Annotated in this window: 16 protein-coding genes and 1 pseudogene; 8 read left to right on the top strand and 9 right to left on the bottom strand. The window is 34.2% G+C overall.

The features are described 5' to 3' along the window. Window positions 1-74: 74 nt before the first annotated feature. The gene (locus AAC084_RS02050) at window positions 75-548 is read right to left on the bottom strand and encodes an acyl-CoA thioesterase (protein WP_339836224.1); all 474 of its coding nucleotides are present in this window, start codon (window positions 546-548) and stop codon (window positions 75-77) included. A 124-nt stretch (window positions 549-672) separates the two neighbouring features. Between AAC084_RS02050 and AAC084_RS02045 the strand changes: the two genes are divergently transcribed. From AAC084_RS02045 to trxA, 5 genes and pseudogenes are all read left to right on the top strand, one after another. After that, on the top strand, window positions 673-1,647 hold the full coding sequence (locus AAC084_RS02045) for a nitronate monooxygenase (RefSeq protein WP_339836221.1): 975 nt from the start codon (window positions 673-675) through the stop codon (window positions 1,645-1,647). 132 nt (window positions 1,648-1,779) lie between these two features. Continuing rightward, entirely contained in the window at window positions 1,780-2,688 is a 909-nt protein-coding gene (locus tag AAC084_RS02040) for an alpha/beta fold hydrolase (RefSeq protein WP_339836219.1), read from the top strand. Window positions 2,689-2,856: 168 nt separating this feature from the next. Next, entirely contained in the window at window positions 2,857-3,336 is a 480-nt protein-coding gene (locus AAC084_RS02035) for a cytochrome c (protein ID WP_339836216.1), read from the top strand. A gap of 194 nt (window positions 3,337-3,530) precedes the next feature. Then, window positions 3,531-4,220 (top strand): DsbA family oxidoreductase, encoded by a 690-nt coding sequence (locus tag AAC084_RS02030; RefSeq protein ID WP_339836214.1) that lies wholly within the window; start codon window positions 3,531-3,533, stop codon window positions 4,218-4,220. Between the two features lie 63 nt (window positions 4,221-4,283). Further along, window positions 4,284-4,583: pseudogene (trxA, locus tag AAC084_RS02025) on the top strand (thioredoxin); the annotation flags it as partial. On the opposite strand, the gene AAC084_RS02020 reads toward trxA, so the two are convergent. From AAC084_RS02020 to AAC084_RS02005, 4 genes are all read right to left on the bottom strand, one after another. Continuing rightward, entirely contained in the window at window positions 4,580-5,689 is a 1,110-nt protein-coding gene (locus AAC084_RS02020) for a lactonase family protein (RefSeq protein ID WP_339836212.1), read from the bottom strand. The pseudogene trxA and the gene AAC084_RS02020 overlap by 4 nt on opposite strands. 104 nt (window positions 5,690-5,793) lie before the next feature. Further along, window positions 5,794-6,150 carry a DUF2237 domain-containing protein gene (locus AAC084_RS02015; protein WP_339836210.1) on the bottom strand — a complete coding sequence of 119 codons (357 nt, stop codon included), beginning with the start codon at window positions 6,148-6,150 and terminating at the stop codon, window positions 5,794-5,796. A 925-nt stretch (window positions 6,151-7,075) separates the two neighbouring features. Beyond that, window positions 7,076-8,701 carry a SulP family inorganic anion transporter gene (locus AAC084_RS02010; protein WP_339836208.1) on the bottom strand — a complete coding sequence of 542 codons (1,626 nt, stop codon included), beginning with the start codon at window positions 8,699-8,701 and terminating at the stop codon, window positions 7,076-7,078. 83 nt (window positions 8,702-8,784) lie between these two features. Beyond that, window positions 8,785-9,759 (bottom strand): phytanoyl-CoA dioxygenase family protein, encoded by a 975-nt coding sequence (locus AAC084_RS02005; protein ID WP_339836206.1) that lies wholly within the window; start codon window positions 9,757-9,759, stop codon window positions 8,785-8,787. 147 nt (window positions 9,760-9,906) lie between these two features. Between AAC084_RS02005 and AAC084_RS02000 the strand changes: the two genes are divergently transcribed. Together AAC084_RS02000 and AAC084_RS01995 are read left to right on the top strand one after the other, a co-directional pair. Then, window positions 9,907-10,755 carry an AraC family transcriptional regulator gene (locus AAC084_RS02000; protein ID WP_339836204.1) on the top strand — a complete coding sequence of 283 codons (849 nt, stop codon included), beginning with the start codon at window positions 9,907-9,909 and terminating at the stop codon, window positions 10,753-10,755. A 115-nt stretch (window positions 10,756-10,870) separates the two neighbouring features. After that, window positions 10,871-11,398 carry a YetF domain-containing protein gene (locus AAC084_RS01995; RefSeq protein ID WP_339836202.1) on the top strand — a complete coding sequence of 176 codons (528 nt, stop codon included), beginning with the start codon at window positions 10,871-10,873 and terminating at the stop codon, window positions 11,396-11,398. Window positions 11,399-11,450: 52 nt separating this feature from the next. On the opposite strand, the gene AAC084_RS01990 is transcribed toward AAC084_RS01995, so the two are convergent. Continuing rightward, on the bottom strand, window positions 11,451-12,365 hold the full coding sequence (locus tag AAC084_RS01990) for a nicotinic acid mononucleotide adenyltransferase (RefSeq protein ID WP_339836199.1): 915 nt from the start codon (window positions 12,363-12,365) through the stop codon (window positions 11,451-11,453). 109 nt (window positions 12,366-12,474) lie between these two features. Here AAC084_RS01990 and AAC084_RS01985 point away from each other — a divergent pair, with 109 nt between their 5' ends. Further along, a complete protein-coding gene (locus AAC084_RS01985) occupies window positions 12,475-13,476 on the top strand; it encodes an NAD(P)H-dependent glycerol-3-phosphate dehydrogenase (protein ID WP_339836196.1) in 1,002 nt (333 codons plus the stop codon). Here AAC084_RS01985 and AAC084_RS01980 read toward each other — a convergent pair. From AAC084_RS01980 to AAC084_RS01970, 3 genes are all read right to left on the bottom strand, one after another. Next, complete coding sequence (locus tag AAC084_RS01980) at window positions 13,473-15,140, bottom strand: glycerol-3-phosphate dehydrogenase/oxidase (protein WP_339836193.1); 1,668 nt, start codon at window positions 15,138-15,140, stop codon at window positions 13,473-13,475. The two genes, AAC084_RS01985 and AAC084_RS01980, sit on opposite strands and share 4 nt — an antisense overlap. Before the next feature lie 142 nt (window positions 15,141-15,282). Beyond that, complete coding sequence (gene glpK, locus AAC084_RS01975) at window positions 15,283-16,770, bottom strand: glycerol kinase GlpK (protein ID WP_339836190.1); 1,488 nt, start codon at window positions 16,768-16,770, stop codon at window positions 15,283-15,285. A gap of 174 nt (window positions 16,771-16,944) precedes the next feature. Further along, on the bottom strand, window positions 16,945-17,301 hold the full coding sequence (locus AAC084_RS01970; protein WP_339836188.1) for a hypothetical protein: 357 nt from the start codon (window positions 17,299-17,301) through the stop codon (window positions 16,945-16,947). Window positions 17,302-17,355 lie beyond the last annotated feature (54 nt).

Here is a 17,355-nt window from a genome sequence, read left to right as displayed (position 1 = left end):
AGGGTAATCAAAAAATAATTAAAATACTAAAAGGCAATCGATTACATTTAGTGTAGTAGATTACGTTATAACAATTATAGGTTTTTAGGAAGTCTAGCGAATTTGCGTGAATCTTCTTTGGAAAGTACCTTAAACCCTTCTGCTTTTTCTACACCACTAAATGTAGCCAATAATTCATTGGTTAAACCAGTGAGTTTTCGAGCTTTTAAATCCATCCAAGCACCCATCATTTCGCAACGGGCAATGTTTTCTCCCTTATGATTATAGAAATTATGATGAAATTCAAAAAATTTACAATCTTCACTCAACCCCATAATTTCCAATGTAACTTTAATCGGTTTGCCAGGAAAAGCTTCCTTAAAATAGTATACATGTTCATAGAACACCACTGGCCCTATTTCATGGGTTGCCATTGTTCTATGGTCGAAACCAAGTTCTAACAAATACGCCATACGGGTATGGCTCATAAAATTAATATATGCTGAATTCGCCAAATGACGGTTCGCATCAATATCACTCCATCTTATCTCAAATTCCTTAATGTACATATCTATAATTTTTGTTATGCGTGCATAATACCTGATAAAAATAACATAGTTTTGAAACCTAAGGAATAAAGAACATGGTTTTTTATACTTATTTTTAATTCGAGTCAAAAAAATTTATTTCAGTATGTCAGATAAACCTGCTTTCATTAAAGAATTATCATTACCCATAGTTGCCGCACCCATGTTTTTAATATCGGGACCGCAACTAGTAATTGAATGCTGTAAAAATGGTATCGTTGGTACTTTTCCTGCTTTAAACCAACGCACGAGTGAAGGTTTTGAAGAATGGTTAACTGAAATAAAATCTACCTTAAAGGAATTTGAAGAACAGACTGGAAAAAAAGCAGCACCATTTGGCGTTAATTTAATTGTGCATCCTACAAACCCTAGGTTAGAGGCCGATGTTAAATTATGTATCAAACATAAAGTTCCATTAATTATTACTTCATTAGGTGCGGTATCTGAAGTGGTGGATGCCATTCATAGTTATGGCGGACTAGTTTTTCACGATGTTATCAAAAAACGTCACGCAGAGAAAGCTGCTGAGGCCGGTGTAGATGGCTTAATTCTAGTAGCTGCTGGAGCCGGTGGTCATGCAGGTACGATTAACCCAATGACATTGGTTGCTGAAATAAAAAAATTCTTTCATAAAACTATTTTGCTATCTGGTTGTATCAGTACTGGTAGAGATATTGCATCAGCATTACAAATGGGTGCAGATTTAGCTTACATGGGTACTCGTTTCATTAATACTAATGAAAGCAAGGCGACACCAGAATATCGCCAAATGATAATTGATGCCGGTGCTAGTGATGTTGTATATACCGCTTCAATTTCGGGAGTTCATGCAAATTTTCTAGGTGCTAGTTTAAAAGCTGCAGGCATAACCGAAGAAGACCTTAAAAAAGACCGAAAGGTTGATTTTGGCAAAGAGTTGAATACCGAAGCAAAAGCATGGAAAACAATTTGGTCTGCTGGCCAAGGTTCAGCGCTTATTAACGATTCTTTACCCGTATCCGAATTAATATCGCATTTAAAAACTGAATTCAAAGAAGCAATAGAAGAACAAATAAAAGTGCTCGAAATTTATCCGAAATAAAAATTATCTAATCTCTTATTGTTTTCTTCACTTTAATGCTAAATATTAGCTATTTAAAAAACATCTTCTTCAATCTTAATGCCATTACTTACTTCTACATATAATCCACCCTTATTTTTTAGAAGCGGACATTTGTCGACGATATATTCTGGGTTATTACGTAAAGTTGAGCACCTTGAACAGACACGAATACGGCTAACATTACCCGATACAGATTTCTTAGATTTAGATTGGAGTTATTCAAAAAATCCTTCAAAAAAACTAGTCATCGTTATACATGGCCTTGAAGGAAGTTCTAAACGGGCCTATATTAAAGGTAGTGCCAAAGCATTGAGTGAATCAGGATTCAATGTTTGTGCAATTAACCTTAGAGGTTGTAGTGGTACAATGAACAACTTATATCGTTCATATCATTCTGGTGCTACAGAAGATTTGCAATCGGTCATAGCGTATGTACTTCAACTAGATCAATACACTTCTATATTTCTACATGGATTTAGCCTTGGCGGTAATCTTTTATTGAAGTATTTAGGTGAAGAGCGGGTCTTACCCAATGAAATAAAAGGAGCAGTAGCCATATCAGTACCCTGTCAATTAGCAGATTCACTTGATCAGTTATTACAATTTAAAAATTTTTTATATGCAAGAAGATTTAAAGGTAACCTGGTTGAAAAACTAAAGTTGAAAAAACAATCATTTCCAGACCTGATATCTGATTTAGATATTGATCTAGTAAAAACGTTGAAAGATTTTGATGATATTTACACCAGTAGAGCACATGGGTTTAAAGACGCTATGGATTATTATTCCCAATGCAGTAGTCTTCAATTTTTAAACGCCATTAAAATACCAACCTTACTTATTAACGCAAAAAATGATTCATTCTTAGGAGAAGATTGTTACCCAATTGCTATTGCAAAACATCATAAAAACCTATTTCTAGAACTTCCACAATATGGAGGGCATGTAGGTTTTTATGGTCCTGACAATTTCACTTATACCGAACGACGCACCTTAGAATTTCTTTCAAACATAGCATAACCCAGCTGTTTGTTTTTGAAAAAATATTATAAGGTTAGTGCGAATTGTTATTGGGTTAAAATTATCTCTTAAATCATTAATAGTACCTATCTAAAACATACTGTAACCCGTAAAAATTCATATATTAGTCGTTCAAATGATTCACAACATTTAAATTATAACAAACGTATGCGTAAATTATTCACTTTATTAGCTCTTAGCACGATGATTATCAGCTGTGGCGAGAAGAAAGAAGAGAAAAAAGAAGGTTTTGAAATGAACAGAACCAAAAAAGAAGTTAAAGCTGAATCAACTAGTGAAACTGTACCTGTAGATCTTGACAACAAAGGTGTAGGTCCGATTACCAGTGTTAAATTTGAAGACACTGTTAATGAAGAAATGGCAGCCGCCGGTAAAGAAAAATTTCAAGCGATATGTACCGCTTGTCATATGGCAGAACAACGTATGATAGGACCAGCATTAAAAGGTGTCTACGAACGTAGAAGTCCTGAATGGGTTATGAACATGATTATCAATCCAGATAAAATGTTGAAAGAAGATCCTATTGCAAAAGCATTACTGAAAGAATACAATAATGCTATTATGCTTAACCAAAATTTGGGTGAAGAAGATGCTCGTAATTTAGCAGAATACTTACGTACCCTCTAAACTAATTTACACGCTTTATAGAAAACCCTTTCAATGCCTTGAAAGGGTTTTTTAGTTTAAAACCATGTTCCTATTATGCATTTTAAAAATTAAAATCAATCTTCTAACTTTATATTAAAATACTTGGTTGATGAAGCGTATGTTTTATCATGTTTCTACGACCAAACAGATATAATTCGAAATAAGAAAATCAAATGCAAAACGATAAAATAAAGATTGATATAGTATCTGATGTTGCTTGCCCTTGGTGTTATGTTGGTAAAAAAAGATTAGAGAAAGCTATTAAAGAGTGGGATGGTATTCCGATAGAAATAGAATGGCATCCATTTCAATTAGATCCTAACATTCCAAAGGAAGGCTTGGATAGAGATACTTATTTAACAAATAAATTTGGCAATTTAGAAGGTCCTTTAGAAATGACTAATCGCCTAGTAGAAAGCGGTAGAGAAGAAGGAATTACCTTTAATTTTGGTAAAGAATGGTTGGCCGTTAACACATTACCTTTACACCAACTTTTACATGTAGCGGGTGAAGAAGGATTTAAAGATGCTTTAAAAGAACGTTTTATGAAAGCATATTTTGATGAAAACCTTCATCTGAACAATGTTGACGTGTTAAGCTCAATAATGGCAGAATACGATTGGTCTGCAGAAAAAACAAAACAAGTTTTAGATGATGACACCATCGCTTATGCCGTTAAGCAAGAGATTGCGCATTATCAACAGCGAGGTGTTAATAGCGTACCTTTTTTTATAATCAATGACAAATTCGGTATTAGTGGCGCCCAACCACCATCTGCATTTATAGAGGCATTTCAACAAGTATCACCGTTAAATATAATTAGTGAAGGTGAGAGCTGTGATCCAGCTACAGGGGTCTGTTAATGCAACTCCATTTAGAACATATATTACAAGAGATTAATTTTTTGAACATATAAAAATCAAAGAACTATGAAAGCATCATTTTCTGAAATAATAAAAGGAGAAACTCCAGTACTAGTCGATTTTTTCGCTGACTGGTGCGGACCATGTAAATCACTGGCTCCAATTCTTAAAGACGTAAAAAGTGATTTAGGCGATTCGATAAAAGTCGTTAAAATAGATGTGGATAAAAATCAAAGCTTAGCCACACAATATCAGGTAAGAGGAGTTCCTACTATGATTTTGTTTAAAAACGGTAAACAAGTTTGGAGACAATCGGGTGTAGTGCCTAAAAACGATCTTTTACAGGTTATTAAAACGTCTTAGTAAAATTTCAAACAAACTGGACTAGGCAAATCAACTTGGCTAACGAAACTCAATGTTCCGAGCTCAGTATTTCGCTTAAACACAACGATGTTATTGCTACGTTGGTTTGCTACTAGTACATATTTTCCGCTAGGGTCTATTGAAAAATTTCGAGGCCAATCTCCTTTTACAGATTCTCTACCAATTAATTCTAATGTACCACTAGTATCATCTACTTTGAAGATGACAATGGTGTTTTCCCCTCTATTGGTTCCATAAAGGTATTTGCCATCAGGCGACAAATGAATATCGGCACAAAAACTTTCACCTTTAAAATTTTCTGCAACCGTTTCGTAAGTCTTTAAACCAAAATATTTTCCTCCGTCCAATTTAAACACTGTAATAGTAGAATTCAATTCATTTATTACATAAATAAATTTTTCATCTTTAGAAGTTACAAAATGTCTAGGTCCGGCACCTTCTGCTACAACCAATTGCTTCTGTGGGCTTGGAGAAAACTGCCCATTTATTTTACTATATTTTTCGATTCTATCTAACCCTAAGTCAGAAATAAACAATTCTCCGTTAATAAATGAAGCCATGTGAGCATGAGCGGTTTTAGCAGTATCTAATACCTTATGGTCAATAATCTGTGTATCATTACTTAGGTCGCCATTATCTAAAGCATTATACAATGCAACATTTCCGCCAGTATAGTTAGCCACTGTAACTAAGTCTCCACTTTTATTTACGCCAACATAACAAGGGTTAGCGCCATATGTTGATTGAACACCTACTTCTGTTAGTAAAGTGTCTTTTACCCTAAAGGTGGTAATTGAGCCATCGTCTTTCTTAAAATCATCGACCTCGCTGACTGCGTACATCGTATTTCTATCGGGAGATAGCGTTAAATAAGAAGGATTTTTAATAGTTGCAGCCAGTTTTTTATTCTCTAATTGACCGGTTTTAAGATTGAAATTATAACGATAAATACCCTCACTACCATTATTAGTATAGGTGCCAACAAATAGAACCTCCTCTTTTTTCAACTCATCCATCTTACAACTATTTATCAAGCCCAATAACAATCCAACTAACAAAAAAGCAACTAATGATTTGTATTTCATATTCTAAAAATAAGCACAATTTAATTCTCTATAATACAAGATTCTAAAAATTATAAATAGCCAGGTAGTTTAAATCTCTCAAATTTTCTTAAGATCATTAAATATTAAAACTTTGCATCTAAAAGTAAACTGAAATCTATAAGATCTAGTGTTTTTTTATGAGTCGCTTCTAAAACCACAGGAGGGGCTGTACCAGCATCCGCAGCTTGTTTCCATCGCAATGCACATAGACACCACTTATCACCTGCTTTAAGTCCGGGAAAATTATACTCAGGCATGGGCGTAGTCAAATCATTTCCTTGCTCTTTTGAATAATCTAGAAACTCTTTCGTCATAACTGCACATACTGTGTGCGTACCGCTATCTTCAAAACCCGTTTGGCAAAACCCGTCACGATAAAAACCTGTTAAAGGTTCATAACAACAAGAAATTAACTTAGTACCTAACACGTTAGTATGCATTCTGTCAGTTTTTTATTAATTAAAGGTAATGATAGCTCTTATAATAACTAGTATACTTAATTACGGCTTTTGATAAAATCGCTACAAATTTCAACTAAAGTAAAAGCTTCTTATTTTTCGCTTACTATGTAATATCTACTCAAACAATTTATTTTTCCGATTTAGTTTATACTACACATAAAATTATATTTAGAAAACAATAAAACAGGGAAGGGAAAGCAAGAAGAAAGGTGTCTTTGATTTTATACCTGACTATGAAACCAAAAGCCATTGAAATAGTCAAAAGACGACCTGCTATAATTACCCAATTTTTAGAATAATAGTCTATAAATAGACCTATCGCATCTTACAATAGTAAGTTCTAAAATTCTCAAAACCATATCGCTTAAACTCTAGCACCATAAATTTCAAAAACAAACAGCTCAGAACAAAAAAAAGAAATGAAAATGCCGAGAATACCAACATTAACTTGGTTGACAAAAAATATTCTTGAGAATCAGATAATAACTTGCTTTATATTGAACAAAATGATTTAGATACTTATTTTTTCAAGGTAATTATTTTTATAGCTATCATCATGTTTGGTTTTTTAGATTCAATAAGAAAACCGAACTATAGAGGTGGAGATGCCTCGTCTATGAAAGTGAATTTTTCTACCTACGATTTTTAACAACCATGTTATACATAATAGGAACGCTTAAAGCCTTAAGTGCCCTATGTTTAATGATTTCTATCTGAATCAATGAGTTATCGCTACCAGCTACTTTTATAATGGCTATTTTAATGACCGGAGCGATTGTAATGCCAAGATTAAAGATTCTCTACTTAAATCTTTACCTGCAGCAATATTCTCATTACTATCATTATTAATTTTAAACTATTCTTTCTAGATTAAATATCTACTAAAATTGTATATAGATTAAACCTATAAGCCCCAAAGGTTAAAAGGGTTTTTTGAGTTATCCTCACCTTTTTTAGGCTTATCTACCATTACTTTATATGTTGGGTCTTCCATCACATTAACATCAATGATTTCTTCTGCATCCTCTAACAAACGAATACAATCTTTACTTAAATGACGCAAATGAACCTTTTTTCCAATCTTAGCATATCTTTCAGTAATCTTATTTAAAGCTTCAATACCACTCATATCAGCTACCCTACTTTCTTGAAAGTCTATAATAATTTCATTAGGGTCATTTACAACATCAAACTTTTCACTGAAAAGGGTTGTTGAACCAAAAAATAAAGGACCATATATTTCGTAATGTTTAACTCCATTCTCATCAACATACTTTCTTGCCCGTATTCTTTTTGCATTTTCCCAAGAATAAGCTAATGCTGAAATAACAACGCCCAAAAGAACAGCCACCGCTAAATTGTGCGTAATGGCAGTGATAAGCGTAACCAGTATCATTACAACAACATCAGAATTTGGCATTTTACGAAAGGTCTTAAAACTGGCCCACTCAAATGTACCAATAGCTACCATAAACATTAACCCTACCAATGCTGCCATTGGTAAACGTTCAATTACACTAGACCCGAACATAATAAACACTAGAAGCATTACTGCTGCAGTTATACCTGACAACCGAGCTCTAGCACCAGAAGACGTATTAATTAAACTTTGACCAATCATTGCACAACCACCCATTCCTGATAAAAATCCTGAAAGAATATTAGCAGTACCTTGTGCTACACATTCTCTATTTCCACTACCTCTTGTTTCGGTAATCTCATCTATAATGTTCAAAGTCAGCAAACTCTCAATTAAACCTACACCAGCAACAATAGCTGCAAAAGGAAATATTATTTTAAAAGTTTCAAATGTTAATGGTATCTGTGGTATGGATAATGGTGGAAACCCACCTTTTATTGATTCGCCTTCTCTCATGGTATCAGCAACAGTCAACGTATCTACACCAAAACCTATTACAACTGCAGAAACTACTACGATGGCAACTAATGAAGATGGTATTGCTTTGGTCAGTTTTGGTAACCCCCAAATGATTAGCATGGTAAGTAACGTAAGACCTAACATTATGATCATGCTAGAACCTGTTAATAAATTGTCAGTTCCTTTTTGGTAAAAATTTGGAAACTGAGCCATGAATATGATTATTGCCAAACCATTTACAAAGCCAAACATTACCGGATGCGGCACAAGTCGTATAAACTTTCCTAGTCGTAAGACGCCTGCCAATATTTGTAGAACACCAGCAATTATCACGGTGGCAAAAACATAATTTAAGATAGTTTCTGGCTCTATCCCTGGAAAATTTCTTTTTAATTCTAAAATCAATCCGATAAAAATTACCGCTACTGCCCCGGTTGCACCAGATATCATACCTGGCCTACCACCGAAGATTGAAGTAATAAGTGCTAAAACAAAAGCTGCATATAATCCTGTTAATGGAGAAAAACCAGGAATTAGAGCGAAGGCAATAGCCTCAGGAACCAGCGCCAAAGCAACTGTTAGTCCAGATAGAATTTCTGTCTTATAATCTACTTTTTGTTTAAAATCAAATAAATTAAAAATCTTCGCCATGTACCTTTTCTTTTAAAGGGCGCAAAAATAGTAATATTTACCGGCCTCACCACAAACATGCTGATTATTACCAAATTATCTGTTTACCAGTCTTTTAATCCTAATAATTTCTCTCCTAAAGAGGATAATTTAGCAGCTTCATATTTAGTCTGCTCCCAATTACGTGGATCGCCCGGAAATGCATAGCCTTCTGGAGCAATTCTATGCTTCCATGAATTAATTCTCCAATTCTTCAATGCTTTATTTTCTGGTTCTGCCGGCATCATAGAAATGTATTGCGCTATACGCACCTTATCTTTGGATTTATTCGGCCGAATACCATGTGGTTCAGTACTGTTGAAGATTAGCAAATCACCTGCCTCCATTTTCACCTTTACGATTTTATCTTCTAGGCCATCTAAACTTGGCTGAAAACGGTCTCTATCTTCTGGCTGTGTAAGTTTCCAAGTCTCATAATTACGATACAACCAAGGTATACATTGAAAACCGCCCATATTCTCATCGTCCTGATCGGCGAGTGCCAACACCCCTTGCACATTTTGTGGCTTGGTTTCTGGATCATAATCCCAATGAATAAACCCCTTCTTTTCTACACCGGAAGGTAATGGAAAATTGAGATTGGCTCGATCAATGGTAACCCACAATTCTTCTGTTCCCCACACATCTACAAAAGCATCATATACTCTTTGCATTTGCCTATTATTCCATAAATGCTGATGGTTATATACCTCAACCATTCCTGTGCCTGTCAATTCTTTCATTTTCATTTCAGCACGTGGTGGCGTATACCAAGTAGAAGAATCGACGGGACTCTTTTCATCAAATTCCCAAAGAAAATCGGCTGTACGTTTTGCTTGTTCTTTTGATACTGCATTCTTAATTACTATATAACCATTTTGCATCCAGAACCGCCAATCATCTTCACCTAATACACGCAATGGTTTTCCATTAGAACGATCATTCAATTTTTGACTACTGCTTGTTGCAGTAGATGGGTTACCAGGAATTGCTTCATGGCCTTTATTTCCTTGCTCTACTTTGTTTTTTGTTTGTTGCATTTTGTCTGAAATTTAAGTTTAAAGCATTTTATAAAACTACATAGCATTTAAAATTCAAACTACCGCAATATTGACCATAATTTGAACTATATTGATTTAATAAAGCCGTATGCCTTAATATATACGCAATTTTGTTACATTTAACCCATGAAGATTAAACTAGAAACCATTGATCCTGACTCTAAAAGTCCGTTTAGGCTTTTGCACGACCCTAAATTGAGCCATCTATTTTATTGGCATTTTCATCCAGAATATGAGTTGGTTTATATTGAAGGTGCAAATGGCACAAGACATGTTGGGGATCACATTTCTGAGTATGAAGAAACCGACCTTGTTCTTATAGGTTCAAATATTCCTCATTTGAATTTTGACTACGGAGTTAAGACAACTTACAGAGAAGAAGTCTTACATATAAAACCTTCATTTAAAAACACTTTTGTTGACCCCATACCAGAATTGCAAAGCTTGAACCGGCTACTTGACTTATCGAGATATGGACTTGCATTTCATGGGGAAACTAAAAGAGTTGTTGGTGAATTATTAAAAGAACTTTACACCCTAAAACCTTTTGAATATTTCATGGCCATCATGAGTATTCTGAAAAGATTGTCGCAAAGTAATGAATTTGAACTCTTACATAAAAAGCCTTATAAAAATAGGTATAGCAAAAAAGAGCAAAGCAGAATTCGTGATATTTATGCCTTAATCGATGAACGATATCAAGGTAAAATCTCAGTTGACGAAGTAGCAAAATTCTGTAATTTAACGAAACCAGCTTTTTGTCGTTATTTCAAAAAAGCAACAGGTAGCACATTTATAGAATTCTTAAATCAATATCGCATTAGTCAGTCTAAACGATTGTTGCTTACCGGAAAGAATGTAAGTGAAACATGCTTTGAATGTGGTTTTGAAAGTCTGTCTTATTTCAATAGAACGTTTAAGAAAGTTACAGGAGAAAATCCATCCGCATTTAAAAAGAGATTGCAGACCAATTAATGCTTTCACATGAAATGAATCATGATTAAATGCAAAAGAGTAAACCTTTAAAGGAAAACCACATTAATTTTAAGTAGTCATTCTATTTAAAATTATACTCCTTTAAAAAAACAGTATGGAAATTTTTGAACCTCTATCAATAAGCACCATTGTTGAAATGGGTGTTGCAGCAATTTGTATTTATTTATACATCATGTTTATTACAAGAATAACTGGCAAACGGACTTTTGCAAAGATGTCAAGTTTTGATTTTGCAGTAACTATAGCAATGGGCTCTATTTTAGCAGACGCCGTAAACAAACCGATTTCAAGTTTAATGCCTGCAATTGTGTCTTTGGCTCTCTTAGCAATTTTACAAGCTGTATTTGCTAAAATCATATCATCATCAAACAAAGCTCAAAAGACACTTACGAATACCCCTATTTTACTTATGCAAAATGGTGCTATTTTTAAGGATAATTTAAAGAAGGCACTGTTAAGTCAGGCAGATTTAATGGCAAAATTACGAGAGGCAAACGTACTTCAATTGTCACAAGTAAAAGCGGTAGTTTTTGAAACAACGGGTGATATTTCTGTATTACACTCAGAACATTCAATGCATATTGATTCAATAATTATGGGCGATGTTTCTTCAAAATCATAAAAAAACCCTATTCACTGGGAATAGGGCCTTTATAAGACAACCAACCTAAAAACTATTTTAACTTCTTCCGTTGCACATTCATTGTAGGGTTCGAAGATTTAATTCTTTTTTTACTATCATCACCTTTTGCAGATTTTAAATATTCTTGATATCCCCTACCTCTAAATTCATAGGTGGTTCCACTATCTGGGTGATATAATTCTATAGTACTATCGTTAATTACATATAATTCAAAATAATCGTCACTAAAGAAATCATAGTCTAAGGTCAAGGCTTTTAAAGAACTGTCTCCTTGTATATCATACACTTCATAATCTCCTTCAAAATCCCATTGTAAATTAGAAACGTTTGTATTTGGCGTATCTAAAGACGACCTAAAAAAGCTTGGTAAAAACTGTAAATAATTTTCATCATCAAAATCATTTAAAGCTCCGGTCTCACTTGTGTATATTTTCTCCCATGCATCATATTCTTGAATGAAGTAATTGATATTATCATAGAAAACCATATCATAGTCGAATGTATTTGTTTGATATCCTTTTAGGAAATAAGAGGTGTCACTTCTGGCATCATATAGCTCTATTGTATTTCTATTTATAGCAAACACTTCTAAAGCCCAACGGCCATCAATATCGTGGTCTATATCTACAATACCCCTTAATGTGCCAAATGTCCCAACATCTATACCATAACCGCCACCTGTTTTACCTATACCAACAATATTATTATTAGCGTAAAGTATACCTCGGTCAAAAGAAACGGTAAAAGCTCTTTGTAAAAAAGGAACCTCACCATTGCCTTGTGTGGCGTTGATATCTACATACCATAAATCAAAACTTTGTAAAACTTGATCTGTATTAAAAGTAGATTCTTCAATAAAATCATCTTCTATAATTACATCTGCATAACAAGAAACCATTAAAGTGGCCAAAAGAAAATAACCTGTAAGTAGTTTTATTGTTTTCATATGATTTTATTTTATGATTACTAACATAGAAACAATCACCATGCCAAAATTTGTAAAACACTGATGTTAAGCTGATGATGTGCACACAAATTATTGGTAAATTTGTAGCATGGAAAAGGATGTGAAATTTGCAGTATTAGGTGGTGGTAGCTGGGCAACTGCCATTGTAAAAATGTTGACCAATAATCAAGAAATAGTAGGTTGGTACATGCGTAATTCAGACGCTATCGAGCATATAAAAACTCAAAAGCACAATCCAAATTATCTTACTTCGGTTGAGTTTAAAACTGAACAGTTATTCTTAACAGATGATATTAACGAAGCCGTAAAATTTGCTGATATTCTAATTTTTGCCATACCATCAGCTTTTTTGGTAGGTGAATTAGAAAAACTTAATACGCCTATAATTGATAAAATTATATTTTCTGCCATTAAGGGTATTGTACCAGAATCGGGTTTGATTGTTGGCGAACATTTTCATGAAACCTATAAAATACCCTTTGAACACATTGGTGTTATAACCGGCCCATGCCATGCGGAAGAAGTTGCTATGGAAAGGCTTTCATATTTGACCATTGCCTGTGCAGACAAAGACAAAGCTAAACTCATAGCCAAAAACCTATCGAGCAATTATATCAAAACTAATATTAGTAAAGATATTATAGGTACTGAATACGCAGCTATGTTGAAAAATATTTATGCTATAGCGGCGGGTATTGCTCACGGATTGGGTTATGGCGATAATTTTCAAAGCGTATTAATGAGTAATGCCATTCGGGAAATGAAACGCTATACCAAACGTATTCATAATATTGACCGAAACATTAACAAATCTGCCTATTTAGGAGACCTTTTAGTGACCGGATATTCCATCTTTAGCAGAAACAGAATGTTCGGTAATATGATTGGAAAAGGGTATACCGTAAAAAGCGCTCAAATGGAAATGAGTATGATTGCAGAGGGGTATTATGCCGCAAAAAGTGCTTATACTATAAAAGAAGGGTTTAAGAAAAAGGTTAAAACACCAATTATTGACGCAGTTTACCAAGTACTTTACGAAAACAAAAATCCTAAGAAAGTGTTTCTCGATTTGACGGACAAATTAGATTAGCGCCTCTCCAATGAGAAATTTGAATGCTCTTTAATCTCTGCTTTTAAAATGGTTTTCCACTCTTCTACAACTGAATCTTCAACACCGAATCTATTCTGAAATTCTTTTAAGATAGGTTTCATCAAGGTACGAATGCTATCGATATCAAAATATAACCTACCCGTTCTTCTTATAAAGAAATCCATAGGGTTCTGAACCATTTCATAATCGATACCAAAAGCAAGTTCTGCTTTTGCAAGGCGAACATATTTATCTTTCTCAACAATTTTTGCGTAATTATCTAGAATCACCTCTGTCTGCTTTCCATAATTGGTTACTAAGAACCAAGCATCATGTTCGGTAAACTCATCACCTTTAATCCTATCAAAAATTTTAGCAATGTATTTTTTTACGTGTTTAAACTTTTTAAAATCATCATTTCCACAAAGAAATATTTTCTCAGTAAAACACTCTTTTAGCTCAATGTCATATTCCTCTTCCATCTTTTTAGCAATGCGATCAACTACACGCTCTGCCATTTTTCTATAGCCGGTTAATTTACCGCCAGCAATACTAATTAAACCAGTATCAGAAACAAAAATTTCATCCTTTCTCGACAATTCAGAAGCAGATTTACCTTCCTCATGTATCAAAGGACGTAGACCTGCCCAAGACGATACAATATCATCCAATTCTAAATTAATATCAGGAAACATATTATTTACGGCAGATATCAAATAAATAGCGTCTGCTAAATCTGTACGAACATTATCTTTATTATCATTATAATTAGTGTCTGTTGTACCTACATACGTAATCTTACCTCTTGGAATAGCAAACATCATTCGACCATCTGGTATATCGAAATAACAAGATTGTTTTACCGGCAGTTTTTCATAAGGAAAAACCAAATGCACACCTTTAGTAAGATGTAATTGCTTTCCTTTTTTAGAATTATTTAAACTTCTTAATTCATCTACCCATGGGCCAGCGGCACTAATCACAAACTTAGATTTTATGGTAAATTCTTTGCCCGTGGTTTCATCTATAGCTTTTACACCTGCAACCTTTTCATTATCATAAACAAATTCATTAACCTTGGCATAGTTCAATGCTTGAGCTCCAAAAAGTAAACTAGTTTTAATATTCTCTATGGTTAAACGGGCATCATCTGTTCTATATTCTGCATAGTATCCTGCGCCGTTCAGAATTTTCTTTGGCAAAAGAGGCTCCAATTTCATGGCCTCTTTCTTTTCTAGCATTTTTCGTTTATCATCTCCCGTAACCTGAGCCAAAATATCATAAACCTTAAGGCCAATAGAAGTTAACCATTTGCCGTACGAACCATTTTCTATTAATGGTAATAACATTTTTTCGGGTAACACCAAATGAGGTGCTAGTTTATGAACTATAGCGCGCTCAGAACCAACTTCTTTCACCAACCAAAAATCAAATTGTTTTAGGTAACGAAGACCACCATGTATTAATTTCGTGGATTTACTGCTAGTACCTGAAGCAAAATCACCTTTCTCTAATAAGGCAACTTTTAGACCTCGTGAAGCCGCGTCTAAGGCAATTCCACCACCAGTAATTCCACCACCGATGACGACTAAATCAAATTCTTCTGACTCTATGTTATCAATCGTTTTTTGACGTTCTAAATTGGTAAATTTTATATTTTTCATCAGTTGAGGTCTATTTAATTTTCTTCGGATGTTAATAGTCGAAATACATTTTAAACCCGACTATTATATCAAAGATATGGACAGGAGTACTCTAAAATTTGCTTGATAAAATTATTTAATTGAAAAATCGGTTGTCAGTAAATTATTCCTCTTCCCAACCTTTACATCTTTCAACTGCTTTTTGCCACTTTTTATATAAACGTTTTCTTTTCACCCTATCAAAAGTAGGTTTGAAAATACGATTCATTGGTCGGTTTTCATCAATATCAGATTGCTTCCAAAAACCAACTTGAATACCAGCTAAAAAGGCTGCTCCCATAGCTGTGGATTCAATAATTTCTGGTCTATGGACTTCCGTATCCAATATATCGGCCTGAAATTGCATTAAATGATTATTGGCGCATGCACCACCATCTACACGAAGGTTTTTCAGTTGAATACCTGAGTCATCTTCCATAGCTTTTAAAATATCTTTCGTTTGATAGGCAAGTGACTCTAATGTCGCCTTAGCAATATGAGCTTTGCCAGTATCTCTTGTAAGTCCGAATATGGCACCTCTTGCATACATGTCCCAATACGGAGCTCCTAGCCCAGCAAAGGCAGGAACGACATACACAGGGTTTTCACCTTCTATTGAATTGGCCAAATCTTCAGTTTCCTTTGCATCTTCAATCAATTCTAAACCATCCCTAAGCCATTGTATGGCCGCGCCTGCTATGAAAACACTACCTTCTAGTGCATAATTGACTTTTCCATCCAATCCGTAGGCAATAGTTGTCAAAAGGCCATTATTAGAAAATTGAGGTTCTTCTCCTGTATTCATTAACATAAAACAACCTGTCCCGTACGTATTTTTAGCCGAACCCTTTTTAAAACATCCTTGACCAAAAAGTGCTGCTTGTTGATCACCCGCGATACCTGAAATCGGAATTTTAATACCTTCGTATTCAAAATCGCCAAAATGTGCCGCAGAAGGTTTTACTTCTGGCAACATAGTTTTAGGTATACCCAAAGCCTTAAGCATTTTATCGTCCCATTTTAAATTTACAATGTCATAAATCATGGTACGAGAAGCATTCGTATAATCAGTACAATGGTTATGTTCGTTGGTCATATTCCAAACTAGCCAAGTATCTATTGTCCCCATTAACAAATCTCCATCTTCAGCTTTTTTCTTGGCACCTTGAACATTATCTAAAATCCATTTTACTTTAGTACCCGAAAAATAAGAATCAATTACAAGACCTGTAGTTTTCTTTACATGTTCAGTAAGTCCGATTTTTTTTAGATGTTCACAGATATCGGCAGTTCGTTTGTCTTGCCAAACAATAGCATTATAGATTGGCTCACCAGTATTTTTATCCCAAACAACTGTTGTTTCCCTTTGGTTGGTTATACCAATACTTACTATTTCCGAGGGTTTTACTTTTTCCTTTTTTAGGAGTTCTTGCAAAACTTCCATTTGGGATGATAATATTTCTTTTGGATCGTGTTCAACCCACCCCGATTTTGGAAATATTTGTTTGAATTCCCTTTGAACCATTCCTTGAATAGCACCTTCATGGTCTACCAATAAAGCTCTTGAGCTTGTAGTACCTTGATCTAATGAAATTATAAATTGCCTTGCCATTTGAGTGTAGTTATTTCTCTAAATATAGCGGATTTAGAGTCTATTTCAAAAATTCAATTAATTAAACTAATGAAGGCTGACGCAAAAAAATTTAGGAAATCAAAATCTTATTGAAGAGTGTAAACTAAACTTTTCTGAAGAGAAAACTATCAATAAATATTCGCGATACAATTTTTACTTTATAAACTCTTTTTCTACAAAATAACTAACAATAGCCTCTTTCATCAACACCGTTTGTTCACCTGCCTTTAAAGGAGGTAATTCCTCGTTAATAGTGTAATGAGGCCATCCATCCTCATCAAAAAAACTAAACTCATAAAATCCGTAAGGTTCTAAAAGTCGACAGATAGCAATATGCATTAAATCTAATTTATCATCCTTCTTGTATTTTCTATGGTATTGTCCTAATTCTTGAACGCCTACCAAATATATAATCGCATCCAATTCTAATGGATCACCATCGGAAAACTTTACAGAAAGCTTTTCCACTAAAAAATTCCACCGTTCTTTTAATTGTATATCCCTCGCCATATTATTTATGTCTTGCTGTGCTATTGTTTAGACATTTCAAAGGTACAACTCAAA

Origin of the sequence: uncultured Maribacter sp., from assembly GCF_963977385.1 — a bacterium.
Classification (GTDB): Bacteria; Bacteroidota; Bacteroidia; order Flavobacteriales; family Flavobacteriaceae; genus Maribacter.
This window is presented reverse-complemented; position numbering and strand designations above follow the sequence as displayed.